This is a genomic window from Phytobacter palmae (assembly GCF_039409775.1).
GTDB classification, from domain to species: domain Bacteria; phylum Pseudomonadota; class Gammaproteobacteria; order Enterobacterales; family Enterobacteriaceae; genus Phytobacter; species Phytobacter palmae.
Genome location: NZ_JBCIVJ010000010.1, coordinates 25,394 through 46,334, shown reverse-complemented (window position 1 = coordinate 46,334; position 20,941 = coordinate 25,394). Strand labels below are relative to the sequence as shown.

Below are 20,941 nucleotides of genomic sequence, written 5' to 3'. Positions count from 1 at the left end.
CTCTTTGTTTTAAAATGTCTCCCAACCTGCATCATGTCCTGCTGCCGCAGGCACAGGGGACATTTTAAGTGGACGTTTTGTCGTTTTGGGCGCAGCTGCAGCCGTTTGTACCCCAGGTAAACGGAATACATCAACCAGATGTTGCAGCTTGACTGCCTGATCTTCGAGGCTTCCCGCAGCAGCAGACGACTCCTGGACCAGAGCGGCGTTCTGCTGCGTTGTGGTATCCATTTCAGACATGGCCTGAGCAATCTGCGCAATACCCCGGTTTTGCTCGTCCGACGCTGCGGCAATTTCTTGCATTAAGTCTTTAACCTGGGTGACTGAGTGAACAATACCACTCATACTTTCGCCCGCCAGATCGACCTGTTTTGCACCTTCTTCTACAAAATGGACTGACTCGCTGATAAGCGCCTCAATCTCTTTTGCGGCCTGCGAGCTGCGCTGAGCCAGTGAACGTACTTCCCCGGCAACAACGGCAAACCCACGCCCCTGATCGCCTGCACGCGCGGCCTCAACGGCAGCATTGAGCGCCAGAATATTGGTCTGGAACGCGATACCGTTAATCACGGTGGTAATTTCAGAAATGCGGCGCGAACTTTCGATAATATCTTTCATCCGGCTTACTGCATTACCCACAACGATACCACCCTGACTCGCCGTATCGGACGCAGTAACAGCCAACAAACTCGCCTGTTGGGCGTTTTGCGCATTCTGTTTTACCGTCGAGCTCAACTCTTCCATACTGGCAGCGGTCTCAACAACGGCAGCAGATTGTTGTTCAGTACGTGCCGACAACTCATCATTGCCTAAGGAAATCTCATTCGCGGCGGTATTTACCGAAGCAGAAGCATTTCTCACCATGGTGAGGGATTCCGCCACCCGATCAATTAAATGATTAAATGCGGTGATGGCATGACCAATTTCATCCTGGCGGCCAGACTGTAGATTTTTGCTCAGATCAAGGTCTTCGCTAATCTGTACCATGCCATCTCTCATTGCATTCAAACGGCGACGAATATTCAAGACGGTAAGCAGACCAAAGAGGCCGAGAATAATGGTTGCCGCCAGCGTTGCGCTCACGGATAAAATTAGTGATTTGTGAATCAGCGATTTGCTGGCCGCATTCGCCTGTACAACTAAAGAGGTGTTATATTCAATCTGGTCATTAAAATCAGCAAGTAGCACAGAAATTTTTTCTGCGATTAATCCGCCTTTTTGCATAGTCTGGATAATCGCTTTGCGATCATGAGATTCTGATATTTTAAAATATTGGTCCATTGCCCCACGAAAAGCCTGCAAATCTGCGAGCGTTTTATTGCTAAGCTCCTGGTCACGCTGATCTGAAATCAATTCTTTAAGGTAGTATTGGTGTTTTGCAAGAAGTTCATCATAAATTTTATTGGCATTTTGTTTAATTAAATCCATTTGCGCCTGGTCTTCGGTTAAACCATGCAAATAAAGTTGCGAACGAATGCCGGTAGCCTGAATCATCTCTTTATTCATTGAACTCAGGCTGGGTAGAATGTTTTCCTGGAAATAATTAGTGTCCTCACTAATCTTTGATAAGGATGCTATCGCAATGATATTTGTGCCTATCAAGCTTATGATTAGCAGAGAAAAAGCGAGTAATAACCGTTTGGTGATGTTCATCATACCTCTCCAATTTAACTTTAGTATCTTTAATAAATCATGATGAATAACCACCATGAGGGAGAGTCCTTTCACACTTCGGTTTATTTATCGGTGGGGTTTATTAAAACTTTAGCATTAAGTTAACTTTTACTTTACGAAGTGAAAAAAAGATGCGAAAACTCTCACATAAATGAAAGCTTAAGAAATCTTAATATTTATAGAAAAGAAAAATAAAAATGTTCAGTAGTATTTTTTAAGTAAACATAAAAATAACATTAAAAATCAAATTGTTACGTTTAAAACATCAGTTTATAAAATAACAGAAATAATAAAAGGCGCACAGCATAGCGGCATCATTGCTCCCATTTCTGAATGGGAGCAATGCAATTTACTTTACTGCGGGCATTTATAAACCTGACCGGTTATTTCGCTGGCCGTCGGCACGAAGCTGGACATAAAGCCTTGTGTCGGGCTGGAGACGTTATACAGCACGTTGCCGCCCATTTGCGCAGCCTGGTTACGCAGGTCATTAGCTGCGCCACGCATTGAGCCACCTTCTTCGCCATGCTGGCCGGAAAGCCAGTTGCTTTGTTTACCCGTCGCGGTGCCCAGATACTGACAATTTGCTGCAGGTTTATCTTCTACGAAGCGAACATTCTGCCCACCCGAAGAAAGCTCATTACCGGCGCTGCAGCCTGCCAGTAACAACGTTGCGCCGACAATCCCTGCTAAATATTTAACGTGCATGTTATTCCCCACAATCAATGAGCTGGACGTCTTGCGTCCGTGTCTGAATCTTATACTAAAAAGATGACCAAAAGAAAAACCCCCGGCCATTTCTGCCCGGGGGTTTCTCATTTTTAGCGAGATGCTTATTAATCGAATAATTCAGTTTGCAGGCAGGCAGCAAGTTCGTGAACACCCAGTCGCTTACATAAGTAAGCGACTGGGGTGAAGGAACGCAGCCAACGCAACTGCGGCCTGAAATATGAAGATTAAATTACATCATGCCGCCCATACCGCCCATGCCGCCCATACCACCGGCAGCACCTAAGTCAGGCGCGTCGCCTTTCGGCAGGTCGGTTACCATGCACTCGGTAGTGATCATCAGACCGGCTACAGAGGCTGCGTACTGCAGAGCAGAACGGGTCACTTTAGTTGGATCCAGGATACCCATGTCGATCATGTTACCGTATTCTTCGGTTGCAGCGTTGTAACCGTAGTTGCCGTCACCGCCTTTAACAGTGTTAGCAACAACAGACGGCTCTTCGCCGCAGTTCAGCACGATCTGACGCAGCGGAGCTTCCATTGCGCGCAGCGCAACTTTGATACCCACGTTCTGGTCTTCGTTCTGACCTTTCAGGCCAGCGATTTTGCTTGCAACACGAATCAGCGCAACACCACCACCGGCAACCACGCCTTCTTCTACCGCAGCACGGGTCGCGTGCAGGGCATCTTCAACGCGTGCTTTCTTCTCTTTCATTTCAACTTCGGTAGCCGCACCGACTTTGATAACCGCAACGCCGCCAGCCAGTTTAGCTACGCGCTCTTGCAGTTTTTCACGGTCGTAGTCGGAAGTGGCTTCTTCGATCTGCTGACGAATCTGACCAACACGGCCCTGAATTGCCGCTTCGTCGCCCACGCCATCAATGATGGTGGTGGTGTCTTTGTTGATCACAACGCGTTTCGCCTGACCCAGGTCTTCCAGAGTGGCTTTTTCCAGTTCCATACCGATCTCTTCGGAGATAACGGTACCGCCAGTCAGGGTTGCGATATCCTGCAGCATCGCTTTACGGCGATCACCGAAGCCCGGTGCTTTAACCGCAGCGACTTTCACGATGCCACGCATGGTGTTAACCACCAGAGTTGCCAGCGCTTCGCCTTCAACATCTTCAGCGATGATCAGCAGCGGTTTGCCTGCTTTCGCAACGGCTTCCAGAACCGGCAGCATTTCGCGGATGTTGGAGATTTTTTTGTCAGCCAGCAGGATGAATGGGCTTTCCAGTTCTACAGCGCCCGTTTCCGGCTTGTTGATGAAGTAAGGGGACAGGTAACCGCGGTCAAACTGCATACCTTCAACCACGTCCAGTTCGTCCTGCAGACCGGTACCGTCTTCAACGGTGATCACGCCTTCTTTACCGACTTTGTCCATCGCTTCTGCGATCAGTTTACCTACGGTTTCGTCGGAGTTAGCGGAGATAGTACCAACCTGAGCAATCGCTTTAGAGTCAGAGCACGGTACAGACAGTGCTTTCAGCTCTTCCACAGCGGCCAGAACGGCTTTGTCGATACCACGTTTCAGGTCCATCGGGTTCATGCCCGCAGCAACAGCTTTCAGGCCTTCGGTGATGATAGCCTGTGCCAGTACGGTTGCAGTGGTAGTACCGTCGCCTGCAGCGTCGTTCGCTTTGGAGGCCACTTCTTTAACCATCTGCGCACCCATGTTCTCGAACTTGTCTTCCAGTTCGATTTCACGTGCTACAGAAACACCATCTTTGGTGATGGTCGGCGCGCCGAAGGATTTATCCAGCACTACGTTACGGCCTTTCGGGCCCAGGGTCACTTTAACTGCGTCTGCCAGTACGTTTACGCCGCGCAGCATTTTCACACGAGCGTCGTTACCGAATTTTACGTCTTTAGCTGCCATTTTAATCTTTCCCTTAAATTCGTATGTTCAGTGTCGTTCGCGGATTACGCTTCAACAATTGCCAGAATGTCGCTTTCGGACATGATCAACACTTCTTCATTGTCGATCTTCTCAGCTTTAACACCGTAACCATCATTGAAAATCACGATGTCGCCCACTTTAACGTCCAGTGGCTGCACTGTACCGTTTTCCAGGATGCGGCCCTTACCGACAGCGATGATTTCGCCACGAGTTGATTTGCCTGCTGCAGAACCGGTCAGAACGATGCCGCCAGCAGATTTAGATTCAACTTCTTTACGTTTGACGATCACACGATCATGTAACGGACGAATACTCATTGATAGCTCTCCTTTGAGAAAGTCATTATCAGTTATGGGTGACGCCGGCCCGCAATCGGTTCTCCGGCTGGTGACCAGAGAGATGGGGATGGGTTTTTCCCCCTTCAAGGGGGGACTTTAAAAAAAATTCGCATAAATTCCCTGACGAGCAAGAAAAGGAAAACGCAATCCATGAGAAGAGGCAGGCGTACCAACGGCCATAAGTAAAATTGATTGTGTTAGCATTATCCCTCTTTACATTGCGATGACGTGCGGGATACAGGCCATGAGTGGACTGAAACAGGAACTGGGATTGGCTCAGGGAATTGGATTACTTTCAACATCATTACTGGGCACAGGCGTTTTTGCTGTCCCGGCGCTGGCTGCGCTGGCGGCAGGCGACAGCAGCCTGTGGGCCTGGCCTCTGCTCATTCTGCTGGTCTTTCCGGTCGCTATCGTCTTCGCCGTTCTTGGTCGGCAGTTTCCCAGCGCGGGCGGCGTCGCCCACTTTGTCGGTATGGCGTTTGGTTCACGGCTGGAGCGCGTCACCGGGTGGCTGTTTCTGTCGGTGATCCCGGTTGGGTTACCCGCTGCACTGCATATCGCTGCCGGTTTCTGGCAGGGCATGTTTGGCTGGCAGGGAGCGCAACTGCTGATAGTCGAACTGACCACTCTGGCGATCATCTGGCTAACTGGAACGCGCGGTGCTGGCTCCAGCGCCAACCTGCAATCCATCATCGCCGGGCTTATCGTCGCATTGATTGTTGCCATCTGGTGGCGTGGCGGACTCTCCTTTAGCGCCCTGTCTTTCCCGGCTCCGGCAGAAGTTCCCCTCTCCGGCATGACCGCTTCACTGGCCGTGATGTTCTGGTGCTTTGTCGGCCTGGAAGCCTTTGCCCATCTGGCTTCGGAATTTAAGCATCCGGAACGCGACTTCCCCCGCGCGCTAATGATTGGCCTGGTCCTGGCAGGCTCAGTTTACTGGGCCTGTACCGTGGTGGTGCTTCATTTCCCGCTTTGGCATAGCGCAGGGGCCGCGGCCTCCTTACCAATCATTGTCGTTGAACTGTTCGGCAAGCAGGCACAGTGGATTGCCTGCATCATCGGTTACCTGGCCTGTTTTGCCAGCCTGAATATCTATATTCAAAGTTTCGCCCGGCTGGTCTGGTCGCAGGCGCAATACAAGCCGCAAAGCCCGCTGGCGCGTTTATCCTCCCGACAAATCCCGCTTAATGCGCTTAATGCCGTCCTGACTTGCTGCGTTATCTGTACGCTCGGTATCTACGCGTTTGCCATTAATCTCGACACACTCATCATTTATGCCAATGGCATTTTCATTCTGATTTACTTGCTGTGCATGCTGGCAGGATGCCGTCTGTTGAAAGGGCATTATAAAGTGCTGGCCTGGGTGGGGAGCATTCTGTGCTTATTGCTGCTGGTCATTCCTGGCTGGAAGAGTCTGTATGCGATTGTGATGCTGGCAGGATTGTGGGCCTTTTTACCCAGGCGCGACGTAGTGGTTCAGCGGTCATAACCCGGAAGGCGACATCGCCTTTTCCGGGCTACAGAAAAGCGTCGCTATGTTTAGCGATCGTCTTTGTTGTCCAGACGGTCGCGCGGATCATCTTTGCGCTGGTATTCCCCTTCAAAAGTATTACCAGGCCCGGTGCTGAATCCGCCGCCCGGCATACGAGAAAAACGTAAATGCGGCATCAACTTAAGCGTAAGATGCTTTTGTACCGGCGGTAACAGCAGCAGTAAGCCAAGGAAATCGGTAAAGAATCCCGGCAGCACCAGCAGCAGGCCTGCAATAATCAGCGACACGCTTTTAATCATTTCGGCCGCCGGGCTTTCCCCTGCCGCCAGCTTTTGCTGCATCAACAGGAAATTTTTGAAGCCCTGATTACGCACCAGAGACATGCCGATAACCGAGGTAAAAATCACCAGGATAAGCGTCATCAGCACGCCAAAGACATGCGCCACCTGGATGAAGATCGATATCTCAATGTAAACGTATAAAAAAACAGCAAGTAGCGGTATCCAGCGCACTGGTTTCTCCTCAGTGAACAGACGCCACTGGCGCCTGTCGGTAAATTTTTGCGATTCGCATGTTAAGTGAGATGGTGGCGAACGCGAGAAAATTCAATTTTCCCCGGCAACTATTTTTTCCAGCGCAGCGCTAGCGGTGATTCATTTCACAGATTAATGATTCTGATAAAACGGCTAAGATAATAAGTGATCCAGATTACGGCTTTTCGCTCGGATCAGCATATGATCGCAGATATCTGGCCGATTAAGGAGATAATCGTCGGCCCGAAATCACACATAACCACATATATACTGTGTGTTTGGTGTATTCATTCGTAGCTTGATAAAGAAGGTTCACATGTTAAACAACATTCGTATCGAAGAAGATTTGTTGGGCACAAGGGAAGTTCCAGCGGATGCCTATTATGGTGTACATACTCTTAGAGCGATTGAGAACTTCTACATTAGTAACAGTAAAATCAGCGATATCCCTGAGTTTGTCCGGGGAATGGTAATGGTGAAAAAAGCGGCTGCACTTGCCAACAAGGAGCTGCACACCATTCCGAAGAGCATTGCGAACACCATCGTGGCGGCATGTGATGAAGTCCTGAATAACGGCAAATGTATGGACCAGTTCCCGGTCGACGTCTATCAGGGCGGCGCGGGCACTTCGGTGAACATGAACACCAACGAAGTACTGGCAAACATTGGTCTGGAGTTAATGGGCCACCAGAAAGGCGAATACCAGTACCTCAACCCTAACGATCACGTCAATAAATGTCAGTCCACTAACGACGCCTACCCGACCGGTTTTCGTATCGCGGTATATACCTCCATCCTCAAGCTGGTCGATGCCATCACTCAGTTGGGTGAAGGTTTTGAACACAAAGCGGATGAATTCCGCGACATCCTGAAAATGGGCCGTACGCAGTTGCAGGACGCCGTTCCGATGACGCTGGGACAAGAGTTCCACGCCTTCAACGTGCTGCTTAATGAAGAGACGAAAAACCTGCTGCGTACCTCCGAACTGCTGCTGGAAGTGAACCTCGGCGCGACGGCTATCGGCACACGTCTGAATACCCCGGATGGCTATCAGCAACTGGCAGTACAGAAGCTGGCCGAAGTGAGTAATCTGCCGGTGGTACCAGCGGAAGACCTGATCGAGGCAACCTCCGACTGCGGCGCTTATGTCATGGTTCACAGCGCGCTGAAACGCCTGGCCGTCAAAATGTCCAAGATCTGTAATGACCTGCGACTGCTCTCTTCAGGTCCACGTGCGGGTCTGAACGAAATTAACCTGCCGGAACTGCAGGCAGGCTCATCCATCATGCCAGCCAAAGTGAACCCGGTGGTGCCGGAAGTCGTGAACCAGGTATGCTTCAAAGTTATTGGTAACGACACCACGGTGACCATGGCATCCGAAGCGGGCCAGTTACAGTTGAACGTGATGGAACCGGTCATTGGCCAGGCCATGTTCGAGTCAATCCATATTCTGACCAACGCCTGCTACAACTTGCTGGAAAAATGCGTCAGCGGCATCACCGCTAACAAGTCCGTGTGCGAGGGTTATGTCTATAACTCAATCGGCATTGTGACCTACCTCAACCCGTTTATTGGCCACCATAACGGTGACATCGTCGGCAAAATCTGCGCCGAAACGGGTAAGAGTGTGCGTGAAGTGGTACTGGAGCGTGGTCTGCTGACCGAAGCGGAGCTTGATGATATTTTCTCAGCACAGAACCTGATGCATCCGGCTTATAAAGCGAAGCGTTATACCGATGAAAGCGAACAGTAACACTGACGGCTAAATCCATAAGGCACGTCAGCCATGACGTGCCTTTTTTTTAGCCTGCAGTAAAAAAAATCATTATCATTTCATCAACAAGGAAGGAAATTATGTTTGCTGCAGAACTTGTACTCGTCCTGCTTGCTATTTACCTGGGGGCCAGACTCGGCGGTATCGGCATCGGTTTTGCCGGTGGCTTCGGTGTGCTTGTACTGACGCTCTTTTTTCAAATCAAACCCGGCGCTATACCCTTCGATGTTATTGAAATCATCATGGCGGTTATCGCCTCTATTGCCGCGATGCAGGTCGCAGGGGGCATGGATTATCTGGTGAGTCTTGCGGAGCGTATGCTGCGCCGCCATCCGAAATACATTACTTTTCTCGCCCCGCTGGTCACCTGGTTTATGACCATCCTGGCGGGTACCGGCCATACGGCGTTTTCTACGCTGCCGGTTATCACCGAAGTGGCGAAAGAGCAGGGGATTCGTCCTTCCCGCCCACTCTCCATTGCCGTGGTGGCTTCGCAAATCGCCATTACCGCCTCCCCCATCTCCGCCGCCGTGGTCTTTTTTGCCGGTATTCTGGAACCGCTGGGTGTGAGCTACCTGACGCTGCTGGCAATCTGTATTCCGGTTACGCTGATTGCCGTCATGTTGTCGGCCATTGTATGTAATTTCCTCGGCGCCGAGTTGAAAGATGATCCGGTTTACCAGGAGCGCCTGGCAAGAGGGGAAATCAAACTGCGCGGCAGTAAAGTTTTCGAGATCAAGCCCCATGCAAAACGTTCTGTGTTGCTGTTCCTGATTGGAATTATCGCCGTCATGTTGTACGCCACGGCTATCAGTCCGAACGTGGGACTTATCGCGAATCCGGTGTTGCCACGTAACGAAGCTATTGTGGTGTTCATGCTAACCATCGCCACGCTGATTTGCCTGACCTGTAAAATCAACACGGGTGACATTCTCAACGCCAGCACCTTTAAATCCGGTATGAGCGCCTGTATTTGCGTCCTCGGCGTAGCATGGCTTGGCGATACCTTTGTGAAAAACCACATCCAGGATATCCAGACTGTAGCCGGCAATCTGCTCAACAGCTATCCATGGCTGCTGGCAGTGGTGCTGTTTTTCGCCTCTACTCTGCTTTACTCCCAGGCGGCAACCGCAAAAGCGCTGATGCCTGCGGCACTGATGCTGGGTGTCAGCCCGCTGACCGCCGTGGCATCGTTTGCTGCGGTATCAGCATTGTTCGTGTTGCCAACCTACCCAACGCTGCTTGCGGCGGTGGAAATGGACGATACGGGTTCAACGCGTATCGGCAAATATGTGTTTAACCATGCCTTTTTGATCCCGGGCGTCATCGCCATCTCATTGTGCGTGGTTCTGGGCTTCGTGATTGGCGGCCTGGTGTTGTAAATGTGGTTAAAAACGGGCCGTACTGCGGCCCGTTTTTGTTGTGCGTGGTATAGTCACCTTTTCGCTGCGAAGAGGTTACCGATGAACACGCCTGATACTGTTGTTGTGCTCTGTACCGCCCCGGATGAAGCGACGGCCCAGGAGCTGGCCGCCAAAGCGCTGGCCGATAAACTGGCTGCCTGCGTGACCCTCCTCCCTGGCGCCACTTCTATGTACTACTGGGAGGGGAAGCTGGAGCAGGAATATGAAGTACAGTTGCTGCTCAAAACCGACGTTGCACATCTTGAAGATCTCTTCGCCTGCATAAAATCTCATCACCCTTATCAGACCCCAGAATTACTCGCTATACCGGTTACTCACGGAGATTTCGATTACCTCACATGGCTCAACGCATCCTTACGCTGATTTTGCTGTTATGCAGCACGCCTGCCCTTGCCGGCTTATTTGACGCCCCCGGACAGTCCAGTTTTGTTCCTGCCGATCAGGCCTTTATATTTGATTTTCAGCAGCAGCAGAATGAACTCAGGCTCAACTGGCAGGTAAAAGAGGGCTATTACCTCTATCGCCAGCAAATCAAACTCACTGCGCAACAGGCGGACATCACACCGCCGCAACTGCCTTTCGGCGAGCCGCATAACGATGAGTTTTATGGCAAAAGCGAGATTTATCGCCAACAGTTGCACCTGCCGGTGACCATCACCCAGGCGGCCAAAGGGGCGACATTGACGGTTATTTACCAGGGCTGTGCGGACGCCGGATTCTGTTATCCGCCGGAAACAAAAGTCATTCCACTGGCTGAGGTGAAAGCATCTGCCCCGGCCCTTCCTCCTCGCCCCGCCGGGGAGAGTGTCGGGGTTAGGGGAAATAACGACAGCCCCGCACTGCCCTTCTCCGCCCTGTGGGCGCTGTTGATTGGCATTGGCGTTGCCTTCACTCCCTGCGTCTTACCGATGTACCCACTGATCTCAGGCATCGTGCTGGGCGGCAAACAACGCCTTTCAACGCCTCGAGCCCTGCTTCTGGCGTTTATCTATGTGCAGGGCATGGCGTTGACCTATACCGCGCTGGGTCTGGTGGTGGCGGCGGCCGGGCTCCAGTTCCAGGCGGCACTCCAGCATCCATATGTGCTGATTGGCCTGTCGGTGGTCTTCATTGTGCTGGCTCTGTCGATGTTTGGTCTCTTCACCCTGCAATTGCCCTCCTCACTACAAACCCGCTTAACGCTGATGAGCAACCGTCAGCAAGGTGGTTCCGCAGGTGGGGTGTTTGCTATGGGGGCGATTGCCGGACTGATTTGCTCCCCTTGTACCACTGCGCCACTGAGCGCCATCCTGCTCTATATCGCCCAGAGCGGTAATCTGTGGCTGGGTGGCGGCACGCTCTATTTGTATGCCCTGGGGATGGGGTTACCACTGATTCTGGTTACCGTCTTTGGCAACCGCCTGTTGCCGAAAAGCGGTCCGTGGATGGCGCAGGTCAAAATCGCCTTTGGCTTTGTGATTCTGGCGTTACCCATTTTCCTGCTTGAGCGCGTACTGGGCGACAACTGGGGTTTACGCTTATGGTCGCTGCTCGGTGTCGCTTTTTTCGCCTGGGCCTTTATTGCCAGTCTGGGCGCAACTCGCCCGGTGATGCGCATTGCGCAAATTATCCTGTTAGGGGCGGCGCTGGTTTGCGCACGACCGTTGCAGGACTGGGCCTTTGGTCAGCCGACAACACAACGCCAGGCGCAGCTGCCGTTTACCACCATCAAAACCGTGGATGATCTTAATCAGGCGCTGGCACAGGCCAAAGGTCGTCCGGTGATGTTGGATCTTTACGCCGACTGGTGCGTGGCGTGCAAAGAGTTTGAGAAGTACACCTTTAGCGATACGCGGGTTCAGACAGCATTAAAAAATTCCGTGTTATTACAGGCTGATGTCACCGCCAATAACACACAGGATCAAGCACTGCTGCAACATTTACAGGTTCTGGGCTTACCCACCATTGTGTTTTTTGATGCGCAAGGTCAGGAGCTACCGGCACAGCGGGTCACAGGTTTTATGGATGCATCTGCCTTTACCACACATTTGCGCAATCACGCACCGTAAACAACACTTGGTTGGGGACGCAGGCTTCTGACAACGGAGGAACTTACCGTGCAACGTGAAGATGTTTTAAGTCAGACACTTCAGTTATTTGAATTAAGAGGGATTGCCGACACCACGCCAGAAATGGTCGCGGAACGAATCAACTATCCGTTAGAGGAGTTTTTGCGTTTCTGGCCGGATAAAGAAGCGCTGTTTTACGATGCGCTACGCTATCTCAGCCAGCAGGTTGATATCTGGCGCAGGCAGTTATTACTCAATGAAGAGCTGACAAAAGAGCAAAAATTGCTGGCGCGTTATGGGGCATTAACGGATTGCGTTAGCAATAATCGCTATCCGGGCTGTCTGTTTATCGCCGCCTGTACTTTTTACCCTGACCCGGACCATCCGATACATCAACTGGCGGATCAGCAAAAACAGGCCGCTTTCGCTTTCACCCATGACCTGTTAACGCAACTGGAAGTGGACGATCCGACCATGGTTGCGAAACAGATGGAACTGGTGCTGGAAGGCTGCCTAAGCCGGATGCTGGTCAATCGCAGCCAGACCGATGTCGATACCGCCCGACAGCTGGCAGAAGATATTCTTCGTTTTGCATGTTGTCGTCAGGGCGGCGCATTAACCTGATCAATGCATAAATCCGGCCCAGGCGGAAATCAACAAGCAGAGCGCCATCGCCCGTTGAAACCAGATCAGCGATGCCGCGCTGCGAAAGAGTCGGTTTACCGCTTTACCCAGCAGCGTCCACGCGCCCAGGCAGATCACCGAAATGAGCAGGAAGCTCAGTGACAAAAACGACACTTCGCGCACGGGATGCGCACCGTTTGGGGCAAACAGGCTGACCACAGCCAGCGCCATCATCCAGGTTTTGGGATTGATAAGCTGTAACATGGCCGCCGCCTTGCCGCTAAAGGGTTCGCCACTCTGCTCATGCAAATTAGCGGCCGGTGCGCTAAAGAGCTGCCAGCTCATCCAGCTTAACCACAGTGCACCGCCCCAGCTCATCCCCTCACGCAACAATGGATACCCCCGCAGTATTTCCCCTGCCCCCGCCCCGGAGATAAACACAATCAAGCTTGCCGTCACACATGCCCCTATCACCGCAGGTAGCGTGGCCCTGATGCCATAGCGTTGACTGCTGGCAAGGATCAGAATATTGGTTGGGCCGGGCGTTATCGACGCCACAAAAGCAAACAACATAAATGGCAGGTAGGTATAGAGCATATTCACAGGCGGGACTCCTTATTCTCCGTCCTGTGACTTTGGCGTTATTTAGTGATGTCGTCTGGAAGATTTGTGCAAAGTTTCCGGTAATGGGCTGGCGATAGCCGATATGCACGCTGGAACCAGCGCCCCAGATGGCTTTGATCGGCAAATCCCAGCGCAGCCGCCACGCTCGCCGGTTGTTCGCCGCGCGCCAGCATGCTTCGGGCATTGGCCAGACGCAATTGAATAAGCCAGGCATGGGGGGAGAGATGAAATTCACGCTTAAAACAACGGGTCAGGGTAAAACGATCGGTGCCCGTTTCACGGGCCAGATCGGACAGGCCGATGTTATCACCCATATGGGCATGCAAATAATCCCGTGCGCGATGAGCCACCGCCGCGCTTTGCAGATGTGATGGCAGGCGCTTACGCCACTGGCTGTGCCGGGTAAGCTGCCCGAGCAGATCATCCATGGTGCTTTGCTGCACAATGCGCATCTCTTCACTGTGCAGTGCATGAAAGGTCCGGGCGATGGCGCCAGCAAGCTGTGGCTCGCGCGCCATCGTGCGGGAAAAATGCAGCGAATAACTGTCGGGTACGGACTCGTACAATCCACGGAGGGTGGAACTCAGCCACGCTTCATCAAGGTAGAAGGTCAGGTAGGTGAAGCCGCCTTCAACTGGTGCATCACCATCGTGAATTTCCCCAGGCTCAAGCAAGAAAGCATCTCCCGGCGTACTGCGATGACGTTCACGACGGCAATGAAATTCCTGCGTACCACTGAGGGTGATACCCACCAGATAGCTATCGTGCCAGTGCGGATCATACGCATGGCCTTCAAAGTGGGCGCGAATTGTTTCGATGCCGGTATCCGCATGTTGGCGCAGTTCCAGCCAGTCATTAGCCATATTGCCTCCGAAATCCCCGGGAACAGCATTACTCCCCCGAGCGGAAAAAATCTGGAAGATTTGTGCAATACGCCATTTTGTGGCGCAGAATCACTCAGACTGCCGCAAACTTGAGCAACTGAACAGCATTTTTTGAAATAGAGTTGACGCATTACGGGGATTAGGGTTTAATGCGCCCCGTTGCCCGGATAGCTCAGTCGGTAGAGCAGGGGATTGAAAATCCCCGTGTCCTTGGTTCGATTCCGAGTCCGGGCACCACTAATTTTGCATCAAAGCACGCTGGTTAAGAGATGAGAACCTTAACGGGCGGTTAATACAGGGGCCGGTCATTACGGAATGTCCTCCGGTGTAGGCGTATCTGCACTGGTTAACGTTTCTGAATCAGTCCCTCAAGTCAGGGAGCCTGTGTCCGCAGGCTCCCTGTTCTCGATCACTGGCAATAATCCCAGTCAATCAGTTTTGTGTCAATAGTTGTAATTCCCTTTCTACACAGAGATCTGTGTGCAGCGACAATTCTTCTTCCAGTGTTTTTCCCACAATGTCCATATTGAGTTCCACATATTCCATTGTTGTGCTTACGCTACGATGACCCAGTAAATCTTTAACCAACTGAAGATTCCTTTCCGGTGCTTTCATCAGTTCTGTAGCCAGGGTATGTCTGAAACGGTGCGGCGAAACGGCAAAACCACATTCCTTTGACAGACGGCGAAAAAAGGAGCGGATCTTTTGATGCATCACTGTCACATCATTCCTATCAAATTTTGCCTTTTTCCCGGCAATGTAAAAACTGACATCGAAGAGGTTATCTTTTGGCCCGGCTCCAGCCTCCGTTGCCCGTGTAAGAAGAAGCTGTAGCCGCAAACGCAGCTGCTTAACAACGGGAACGCGCCATTCCCTGTGCGTTTTACTCCCCTCAAGGCGCAGATCTATATAACCTTCTGTCAGATTGACGTCCCTGAGCTGAATATGCAGCAGTTGATTTTGCCTCATTCCCGTATATCTGAGCGTATCCAGGACGGTTATCCAGAACCAGGCCGGGTAAAGCGCACTCCGACCGCCACGTGCGAAAATTTTCCGGTTGGATTCAATTTCAGCCTGCTGCATTATCAGATAAAGGCGGGTTAGCTGAGAGCGGTTTAAAGTCCGCTTTTTCTTTCTGTCCCGCTGTACAGTGCAATTGTTAAAAGGGTTTTTGCCCGCAGGCAATAAACCACTTTCCATAGCATAGTTATAGAGGGCCCTGAGATGTGCAATTTTATTGTTCCAGGTCTGCGCCGATTGTTGCTTTTCTCTGAGTACATGTCGCCGCCATCTGAGTACTTCATGATGTGTAACCATTGATGGGGTTATGTCTGCCCCCGTAAATTTCAGGAATCCCTTTACAACCTTTGCGTAGCTCCATTCTGTTGCAGCTCGCAGGTTTCGGGCGAAGAAGTACTCCTCAAGCAATTCTTCCCATGTCGTATAATGGTTTTTGTCAGACATACAGCATTTCCTTTTTCTAAATCAAGCTGCCCTTAAGGGCCCTCATGGACTGCCCCTCCTTCACAGGAAAGACAGAAGCCCGCTGTCTTCAGGGGAAGACGCCCCTCTGAAAAGGTGTGTAGTCTTGACAAGATATCCACTTACAGGTTTAAACGTGCCTTCTTTGCCAGGCGAGTGGTACAGTTTTGCTTTAATAAAACGCTCTCCCCTGCGCACCCTGTGAATATGCAGCTTCTCAAATTCAATTTGTATGGAATCCCTGCTTAGCTCTGCTCCGCTTTCTCTGATGTAAAGATAAAATATGTCCGGAACCCTGAGAAAGATGAACCCTGCAACTGCATGCGCCCTCGAATCAGGCTGATTAATATCAATTCGCTTGCTCTTAAGTCCTTCAGAAAGCCACCTGACAAATTCAGTGCCAGTCTGTTTTTTTATCACTGTTTTTTGTGCGTCAATGTTAATGCTGTGTAAAGGGATGTTATCCTCTACAGCGCGTTCAGGGAAAGAGTCTTCTGCTACTGTCTGATTTATCTCAGGCTTATCAGCTTCGGGACTTAGTTCATTAAGGGGGGAAAATTCTGGCACACTTTCTGCTCTCGTACTGATTGAAGGCTCTTCATCACATGCTTCAGTCCCGGTCATATCAGGCTCTGCAATTGCACTGAACAGACTTAGCAGCATCTCTGTATCAGCCTTCTCTGTTTCGTTTGGATCACATTCCGTAATCTCGCCTGCCTTTTCATTGCTGACGAGATTGCTGTCATCAGCCATCGGCACCGGTGCAATAGAAGATGCGAGTTGAATACCCTGCAAATCTGGAACTTCTGGCGATGCAGTTTTAAGTTTTGCTTCTACTGACGGTTCTGATTCAATCTCTTGATCAGACGGCGTTTGCGTAACTGAAAGGGCCGGCTCTATGAGGGTGTTAACTTTCTCATTTGCCCCGGATACCTCCAGCGAAGGCGATTCCACCTTTTCAGCAGCTTGCTTCATTAAGCTTCTAATAAGTGGCATCGCCGGATGCTGGTTCCATAAGGCCCCGGTAAGATTGCCCAGAGCTTCGGGATTTTCTGCCAGCCATCCTGTCGCCTCTGCTGGCACAAGTTGTCCTGCTGCCAGCGCTGCAAAAGCTGAGGAGTTGTCAGCTTCCCGGAAGCGAAATCGATAAGGTGAGTCCGGAACGGTTATTCCCGGAAGCCAGCTTTTACCATCAAGCAGCTCACCCTCCAGAGACGCCAGGAGCGGCAAATGCCAGAACAGTGCAGACCAGAAAATGACTGCATTCCACATCACGTTTTGCTCTGCCTGCTCTTCTGGCGCAGCTCCGGGTGGAAACATGTATCCTTTGGCCAGTCTGACCGCACAGGTTGTGAACTGCAGCGTAAGGTCCCCGAAGCCGTCTGACTGCGACCACCTTCCCTGCTGTGTTGCCGGCACATTCTGTACCCTGGCCAGTAAGCCATGCAGTGGCGTTATATAAAACCGGTGATAAACATCCGCCGGAAGTGAGCTGTTTTCCCATATTTGTTGCAGGCAGGTTTTTCTCAACGGACTACAGCACAGCGTATCGACCGTACGCGGAGTGTGGTAGCCGGCAGGTGTGACAGCGGATACATGATGTGCTGGTTCCGGTTCACCTTTTGAAAACAGAAACCTAAGGGTCCTGATTCTGTCGCGCATGATTTTCTCCTGGTATAGGGCTGCCCAGTGTTGTGACACTCCCCGCGCTTCACCATAAAAAACCAGTTACTCACTCTCAGAAGTTTTTCCCGTTTCTTCGTGCCTGTCGGCGCTCTCTCCATTTCCGGACGGTACGTTTTCGTGCGTCGTCTCGCGGTTTTTCCCGCCTTCATCGCTCAGCCAGCGCATCAGTTCGTTAAGCACAAGCGTTCTTCTGGCCCGGGTGACAGCCACGTACAGCAGGTTAGTCTCATCCTGCCGCTCATCCTGCGAAAGAAGCGGGTCGGTAATGTCAGTAAAATCCTCACTCAGCATTACCACCGGCCATTCCAGCCCTTTGCTGCGGTGTGCGGTTGAAACCGTGACCTGAGCGTCTTTCTCATGGGTTACCACCTGACGGCGCATGATGGCCAGCTTTTGCGGTAGTGGGAAAAAGTCATCGAGAAGACGAATGGCCTGGTTCATCTCCACGTCCTGTGTGGCTTTTGCTATTGAGCAGTATTCATCAAAATCCCGGTAGTCCCGGCTGAGGCGCGGGGACTGCATCTTTTCAGGCATATCGGCGGAGAACCAGTACAGGTTTTCCAGCTCCTCTGTTTTGTAGCCTTCAATCCCCCCGACCCAGAAGACATTTTTCTCCATAAGGCTCGCCGTCAGGGCACTGCCGATCACGCCGGATACCGTCCGGCTCAGTACAGCAATATGCTCAGCCCCTGCCGGAAGGCTGCTGACGACAGCATCCTGCCCCCCGTTACCTGTCACGCGCTTTTCCTCTCCGGCACGTTCAAGCAGGATGTTGGCCATCCGCGCGACCTCAGGGCCAAACCGAAAACTCGCTGTCAGCCACAACCGGTCTGCCTGCACCAGCTGCGGGGCTCTCAGTGCATTATCTGCCCCCCGAAACCGGTATATCTGCTGGTAACGGTCGCCGACCAGAATGACCCGGCAGGGCTGATTCAGTACAAATGCACTGGTCACCGGATTGGCGTCCTGTGCCTCGTCGAAGAGGATGGTGTCCCAGCGTTTTGACAGGTCAGGATGAGAGAGCTGGAACAGTTTAAGGTAGGTGTCGTGCGTGACGGGAAAGACTGAATCAGTACGGCTCATTTCATACCAGAGGATTTGTATTGCCCCCAGAATTTTACCGGCATCGAGACCGTGGCGATCATCCTCAGACGGCAGATGTATCAGCCCCGGCTCGGGGTCAGCACTGCAGAGGAACATGTTCAGCCCGCTGAGCGCCAGCCGCGCCAGCGCCCAGTGGCGGGTATTGAGCTTTCTGGCCACATCCGTAATGCGCAGACTGGCTGTCAGCCGGTCACGGAAATGTTTGCCGAAACGGGCCCATGCAAGCTGATGCGACGTTTTACACTCTACGTTATAGGGGAATTTGCGTTCAGCCTCATCCCGCACAGCGCGATTATAGGCGAGGTAAAGCATTTTACTTTCCGGGTTGGCTTCAGCGTAACTCACTAAAGTGGAGGTTTTACCTGTACCGGCAAAGGCATTCACCACGAGATGATTGCCCTTCCACTCGATGATGGCGTTTTGTTCGGCTGTTGTTTTCCAGGTCACTGTGTTCTCCCGCAGCAGCAGATGTAAAAAAACAGCCTGACAGCGGGAAGCGTGCACTTCGAGAAAAAACCAGATCCCTTTTTTCAAAGATAAAAAACGCCCCCGAGCGGGAGCGTAAAAATGATGATCTTATTTTTTTATACTACGTATACATGACAAGTTAGCAACATCCACAAACTTGCGCTGACGTTAACAATAATCGCTATCAATTATCTTAATTGGTCTTTCATTCACTCTCTCCGCTATTCACGCACTATTTTTATCTATAGAATTCTTCAGGAGATATTTAATGTAAAACTTTACAATCCCCCTAAGCACTTAAAACGTTCATTAAGTAGCGACCTTGACCTTCTGTGTTAACACGTTGCTCCATAAGAGTTACCATCTTTAAAAGAGAATGTTGGAAACAATTATTACTTATATACTCTTCCCCAGGAGAAATGGTAGCGCATAATAAAAATGGCATAGCTGGCCTATCCGAATAAATATCAAATGATGAATTATGGAAATCTCTAATGAGTAGTTTCTCATCAGGATTTAAAATAATCAAACCAATGATGGAACTATTTGCATCTGAAATAGAATGAAGTCCATGAAGATATTTAAGCGTTAACTCAGGTAAATAATGTAAAAAGGCTTTATCAGTAGAAGTATACTTCGCATCAAGAATGAGATACTTGTCAATACCATTCCCATTGCTAATATGTATTACAAAGTCGGGAGATCGATTAGAAAATCTCCCTGAGGAAGAACGATGAGTCACCATACCATTGTAAGTTGTCCATCCTTCACTGTTAACCAAACCTCTTAGGTCTGCCATGGGATGGGTGGCCATCCAATATTTTGGCTCATATAGTAATTTTAGAGTAGCCCCTTTTCTAAGATTAAAAACAAATGATATTGATTCATTAACTGGTTCGGGCGCGGATTTAGAGCCTATATGCTGTCCTAATATCTCTCTTATATAGAAAAGAGAATAGTATTCAAACAATTTTGGAATGCTTTGTATGGATAATAACTCTTCTTGAACACTCCAATCAGGTTTCCCAAATCGGTACCAGTCAACGATCTTTTTGAAAACAGAAAGGTATAAAGGATCCTTTTTGGCTTTCATTGTAAACGTGGGCACTCCGATTATATTTTTTTTTGCAGGCATCACCTCTGCCATTATCCTTTTAAGAGAATGTAAATCTGATAATATTGATTTGCATTTTAAAATTTTTCGCCCATTAATACTCTTCTGAAATTTTTGTATTTGAGAGAAAAAACTAACATACCCTAAAGGGCTTCCATTTATTCTATTTGGATACTTATCAGGGTTTTTGAAGCCTGAAAGAAGAGAAGAAGTGGTTTGAATTAAAGTCATAACAAAACCATGCAAAACTTGATTTTCATAAACGTCAGAATCTTCTACTGCCTGGTGCTCAATAAGCTTTCTCGCCCCATAAAGCTCATCGTTAAACTCCAAAATTGCACTTTCATATGAATCTGTTTCAAATAGCTCATCAGTGTTGCTACATAGCCATGACAGCGTCAAATCATCAATATTTGTGTTGTCACTCGGATAAACATATTTCTCCCGACTTGTTAATTTAGAAATAGGTCTTTGTATTATTTTTCTTATCAGGGTTGTCGTTATTTCGACAATGCTTTCAATTTGTTCTAGTAAAATTTCAGCAGGAGTATCCCCATTTTTGAAACCTGCTTTCCGCCGAGTTACTCTGAAAAAAGCACAAAGAGCATTACTATCGATTTTTGCTATATAGTTCAGCATCTTATCAACTCGCTCTGCATTTAACTTTTTTGCCAGAACTTCTATCGATTGAAAACTAAAAAGTTCAGTCCTTTCACCGTATTGAGCTTCAAGTACTAATTCGGCTATTCCATAGTAATTATGGAAAAAACATTCATATGAAAAACGCCCTAGCCTTTTGGGAAGCCATCTGTAAGTCCAAAGCTCGCCTACACGTTCGATTAAAGTAGGTTCCACTTCATTTTCGTATAATAACAAAGAAATCTTTTCGTAATAGTTTTCACTCGTAAAGGCTATTTCTATAGCTTCATCTTCAAGAATGAATAATGATGAGTTGATTTTTTCATCGATTAACTTCAGTTCAAAAGCATCTCCCTGACGCTTCCCCCCTAAAATTGAAACCTTAATTTTCATAATCAACA

At 50.0% G+C, this 20,941-nt stretch carries 17 protein-coding genes and 1 tRNA gene; 7 read left to right on the top strand and 11 right to left on the bottom strand.

The annotated features are described in order from the left end of the window. Window positions 1-9: 9 nt before the first annotated feature. The 4 genes from AAIG39_RS13510 to AAIG39_RS13495 all read right to left on the bottom strand — a co-directional run bounded on the left by AAIG39_RS13510 (window position 10) and on the right by AAIG39_RS13495 (window position 4,620). The gene (locus AAIG39_RS13510; RefSeq protein WP_343194092.1) at window positions 10-1,710 is read right to left on the bottom strand and encodes a methyl-accepting chemotaxis protein; all 1,701 of its coding nucleotides are present in this window, start codon (window positions 1,708-1,710) and stop codon (window positions 10-12) included. A gap of 318 nt (window positions 1,711-2,028) precedes the next feature. Next, window positions 2,029-2,382 (bottom strand): DUF4156 domain-containing protein, encoded by a 354-nt coding sequence (locus AAIG39_RS13505; RefSeq protein WP_343194091.1) that lies wholly within the window; start codon window positions 2,380-2,382, stop codon window positions 2,029-2,031. A gap of 253 nt (window positions 2,383-2,635) precedes the next feature. Then, window positions 2,636-4,282 carry a chaperonin GroEL gene (gene groL, locus AAIG39_RS13500; RefSeq protein WP_090080876.1) on the bottom strand — a complete coding sequence of 549 codons (1,647 nt, stop codon included), beginning with the start codon at window positions 4,280-4,282 and terminating at the stop codon, window positions 2,636-2,638. Between the two features lie 44 nt (window positions 4,283-4,326). Beyond that, window positions 4,327-4,620 carry a co-chaperone GroES gene (locus tag AAIG39_RS13495; protein ID WP_007372708.1) on the bottom strand — a complete coding sequence of 98 codons (294 nt, stop codon included), beginning with the start codon at window positions 4,618-4,620 and terminating at the stop codon, window positions 4,327-4,329. A 265-nt stretch (window positions 4,621-4,885) separates the two neighbouring features. Between AAIG39_RS13495 and yjeH the strand changes: the two genes are divergently transcribed. Next, entirely contained in the window at window positions 4,886-6,133 is a 1,248-nt protein-coding gene (gene yjeH, locus AAIG39_RS13490; RefSeq protein WP_343194090.1) for an L-methionine/branched-chain amino acid transporter, read from the top strand. Between the two features lie 50 nt (window positions 6,134-6,183). Here yjeH and AAIG39_RS13485 read toward each other — a convergent pair whose 3' ends face one another. After that, window positions 6,184-6,648, bottom strand: coding sequence for an FxsA family protein (locus AAIG39_RS13485; protein WP_047372124.1), 465 nt, complete (start codon window positions 6,646-6,648; stop codon window positions 6,184-6,186). Between the two features lie 337 nt (window positions 6,649-6,985). Here AAIG39_RS13485 and aspA point away from each other — a divergent pair, with 337 nt between their 5' ends. The 5 genes from aspA to AAIG39_RS13460 all read left to right on the top strand — a co-directional run bounded on the left by aspA (window position 6,986) and on the right by AAIG39_RS13460 (window position 12,539). Continuing rightward, on the top strand, window positions 6,986-8,422 hold the full coding sequence (aspA, locus tag AAIG39_RS13480; protein WP_090080869.1) for an aspartate ammonia-lyase: 1,437 nt from the start codon (window positions 6,986-6,988) through the stop codon (window positions 8,420-8,422). Between the two features lie 101 nt (window positions 8,423-8,523). Beyond that, entirely contained in the window at window positions 8,524-9,825 is a 1,302-nt protein-coding gene (locus tag AAIG39_RS13475) for an anaerobic C4-dicarboxylate transporter (RefSeq protein ID WP_343194089.1), read from the top strand. Window positions 9,826-9,906: 81 nt separating this feature from the next. Beyond that, window positions 9,907-10,230, top strand: coding sequence for a divalent cation tolerance protein CutA (gene cutA / locus AAIG39_RS13470; RefSeq protein ID WP_090080864.1), 324 nt, complete (start codon window positions 9,907-9,909; stop codon window positions 10,228-10,230). Further along, window positions 10,206-11,915 (top strand): protein-disulfide reductase DsbD, encoded by a 1,710-nt coding sequence (locus tag AAIG39_RS13465; protein ID WP_343194088.1) that lies wholly within the window; start codon window positions 10,206-10,208, stop codon window positions 11,913-11,915. The genes cutA and AAIG39_RS13465 overlap by 25 nt, the downstream gene beginning before the upstream one ends. A gap of 48 nt (window positions 11,916-11,963) precedes the next feature. Further along, window positions 11,964-12,539 (top strand): transcriptional regulator, encoded by a 576-nt coding sequence (locus tag AAIG39_RS13460; protein ID WP_090080859.1) that lies wholly within the window; start codon window positions 11,964-11,966, stop codon window positions 12,537-12,539. On the opposite strand, the gene AAIG39_RS13455 is transcribed toward AAIG39_RS13460, so the two are convergent. Beyond that, window positions 12,540-13,136 carry a LysE family translocator gene (locus AAIG39_RS13455; protein ID WP_343194142.1) on the bottom strand — a complete coding sequence of 199 codons (597 nt, stop codon included), beginning with the start codon at window positions 13,134-13,136 and terminating at the stop codon, window positions 12,540-12,542. Between the two features lie 44 nt (window positions 13,137-13,180). Beyond that, entirely contained in the window at window positions 13,181-14,026 is an 846-nt protein-coding gene (locus tag AAIG39_RS13450; RefSeq protein WP_343194087.1) for an AraC family transcriptional regulator, read from the bottom strand. A gap of 182 nt (window positions 14,027-14,208) precedes the next feature. Between AAIG39_RS13450 and AAIG39_RS13445 the strand changes: the two genes are divergently transcribed. Beyond that, window positions 14,209-14,284: transfer RNA gene (locus AAIG39_RS13445), tRNA-Phe, on the top strand. A gap of 195 nt (window positions 14,285-14,479) precedes the next feature. On the opposite strand, the gene AAIG39_RS13440 is transcribed toward AAIG39_RS13445, so the two are convergent. The 4 genes from AAIG39_RS13440 to AAIG39_RS13425 all read right to left on the bottom strand — a co-directional run bounded on the left by AAIG39_RS13440 (window position 14,480) and on the right by AAIG39_RS13425 (window position 20,933). After that, on the bottom strand, window positions 14,480-15,511 hold the full coding sequence (locus tag AAIG39_RS13440; protein ID WP_016807923.1) for a tyrosine-type recombinase/integrase: 1,032 nt from the start codon (window positions 15,509-15,511) through the stop codon (window positions 14,480-14,482). A gap of 60 nt (window positions 15,512-15,571) precedes the next feature. Next, on the bottom strand, window positions 15,572-17,191 hold the full coding sequence (locus tag AAIG39_RS13435; protein WP_016807924.1) for a TraI domain-containing protein: 1,620 nt from the start codon (window positions 17,189-17,191) through the stop codon (window positions 15,572-15,574). A 66-nt stretch (window positions 17,192-17,257) separates the two neighbouring features. Then, a complete protein-coding gene (locus tag AAIG39_RS13430; RefSeq protein ID WP_026055876.1) occupies window positions 17,258-18,766 on the bottom strand; it encodes a UvrD-helicase domain-containing protein in 1,509 nt (502 codons plus the stop codon). A 310-nt stretch (window positions 18,767-19,076) separates the two neighbouring features. Further along, window positions 19,077-20,933, bottom strand: coding sequence for a DUF2357 domain-containing protein (locus AAIG39_RS13425; RefSeq protein ID WP_016807926.1), 1,857 nt, complete (start codon window positions 20,931-20,933; stop codon window positions 19,077-19,079). Between the last annotated feature and the right edge of the window lie 8 nt (window positions 20,934-20,941).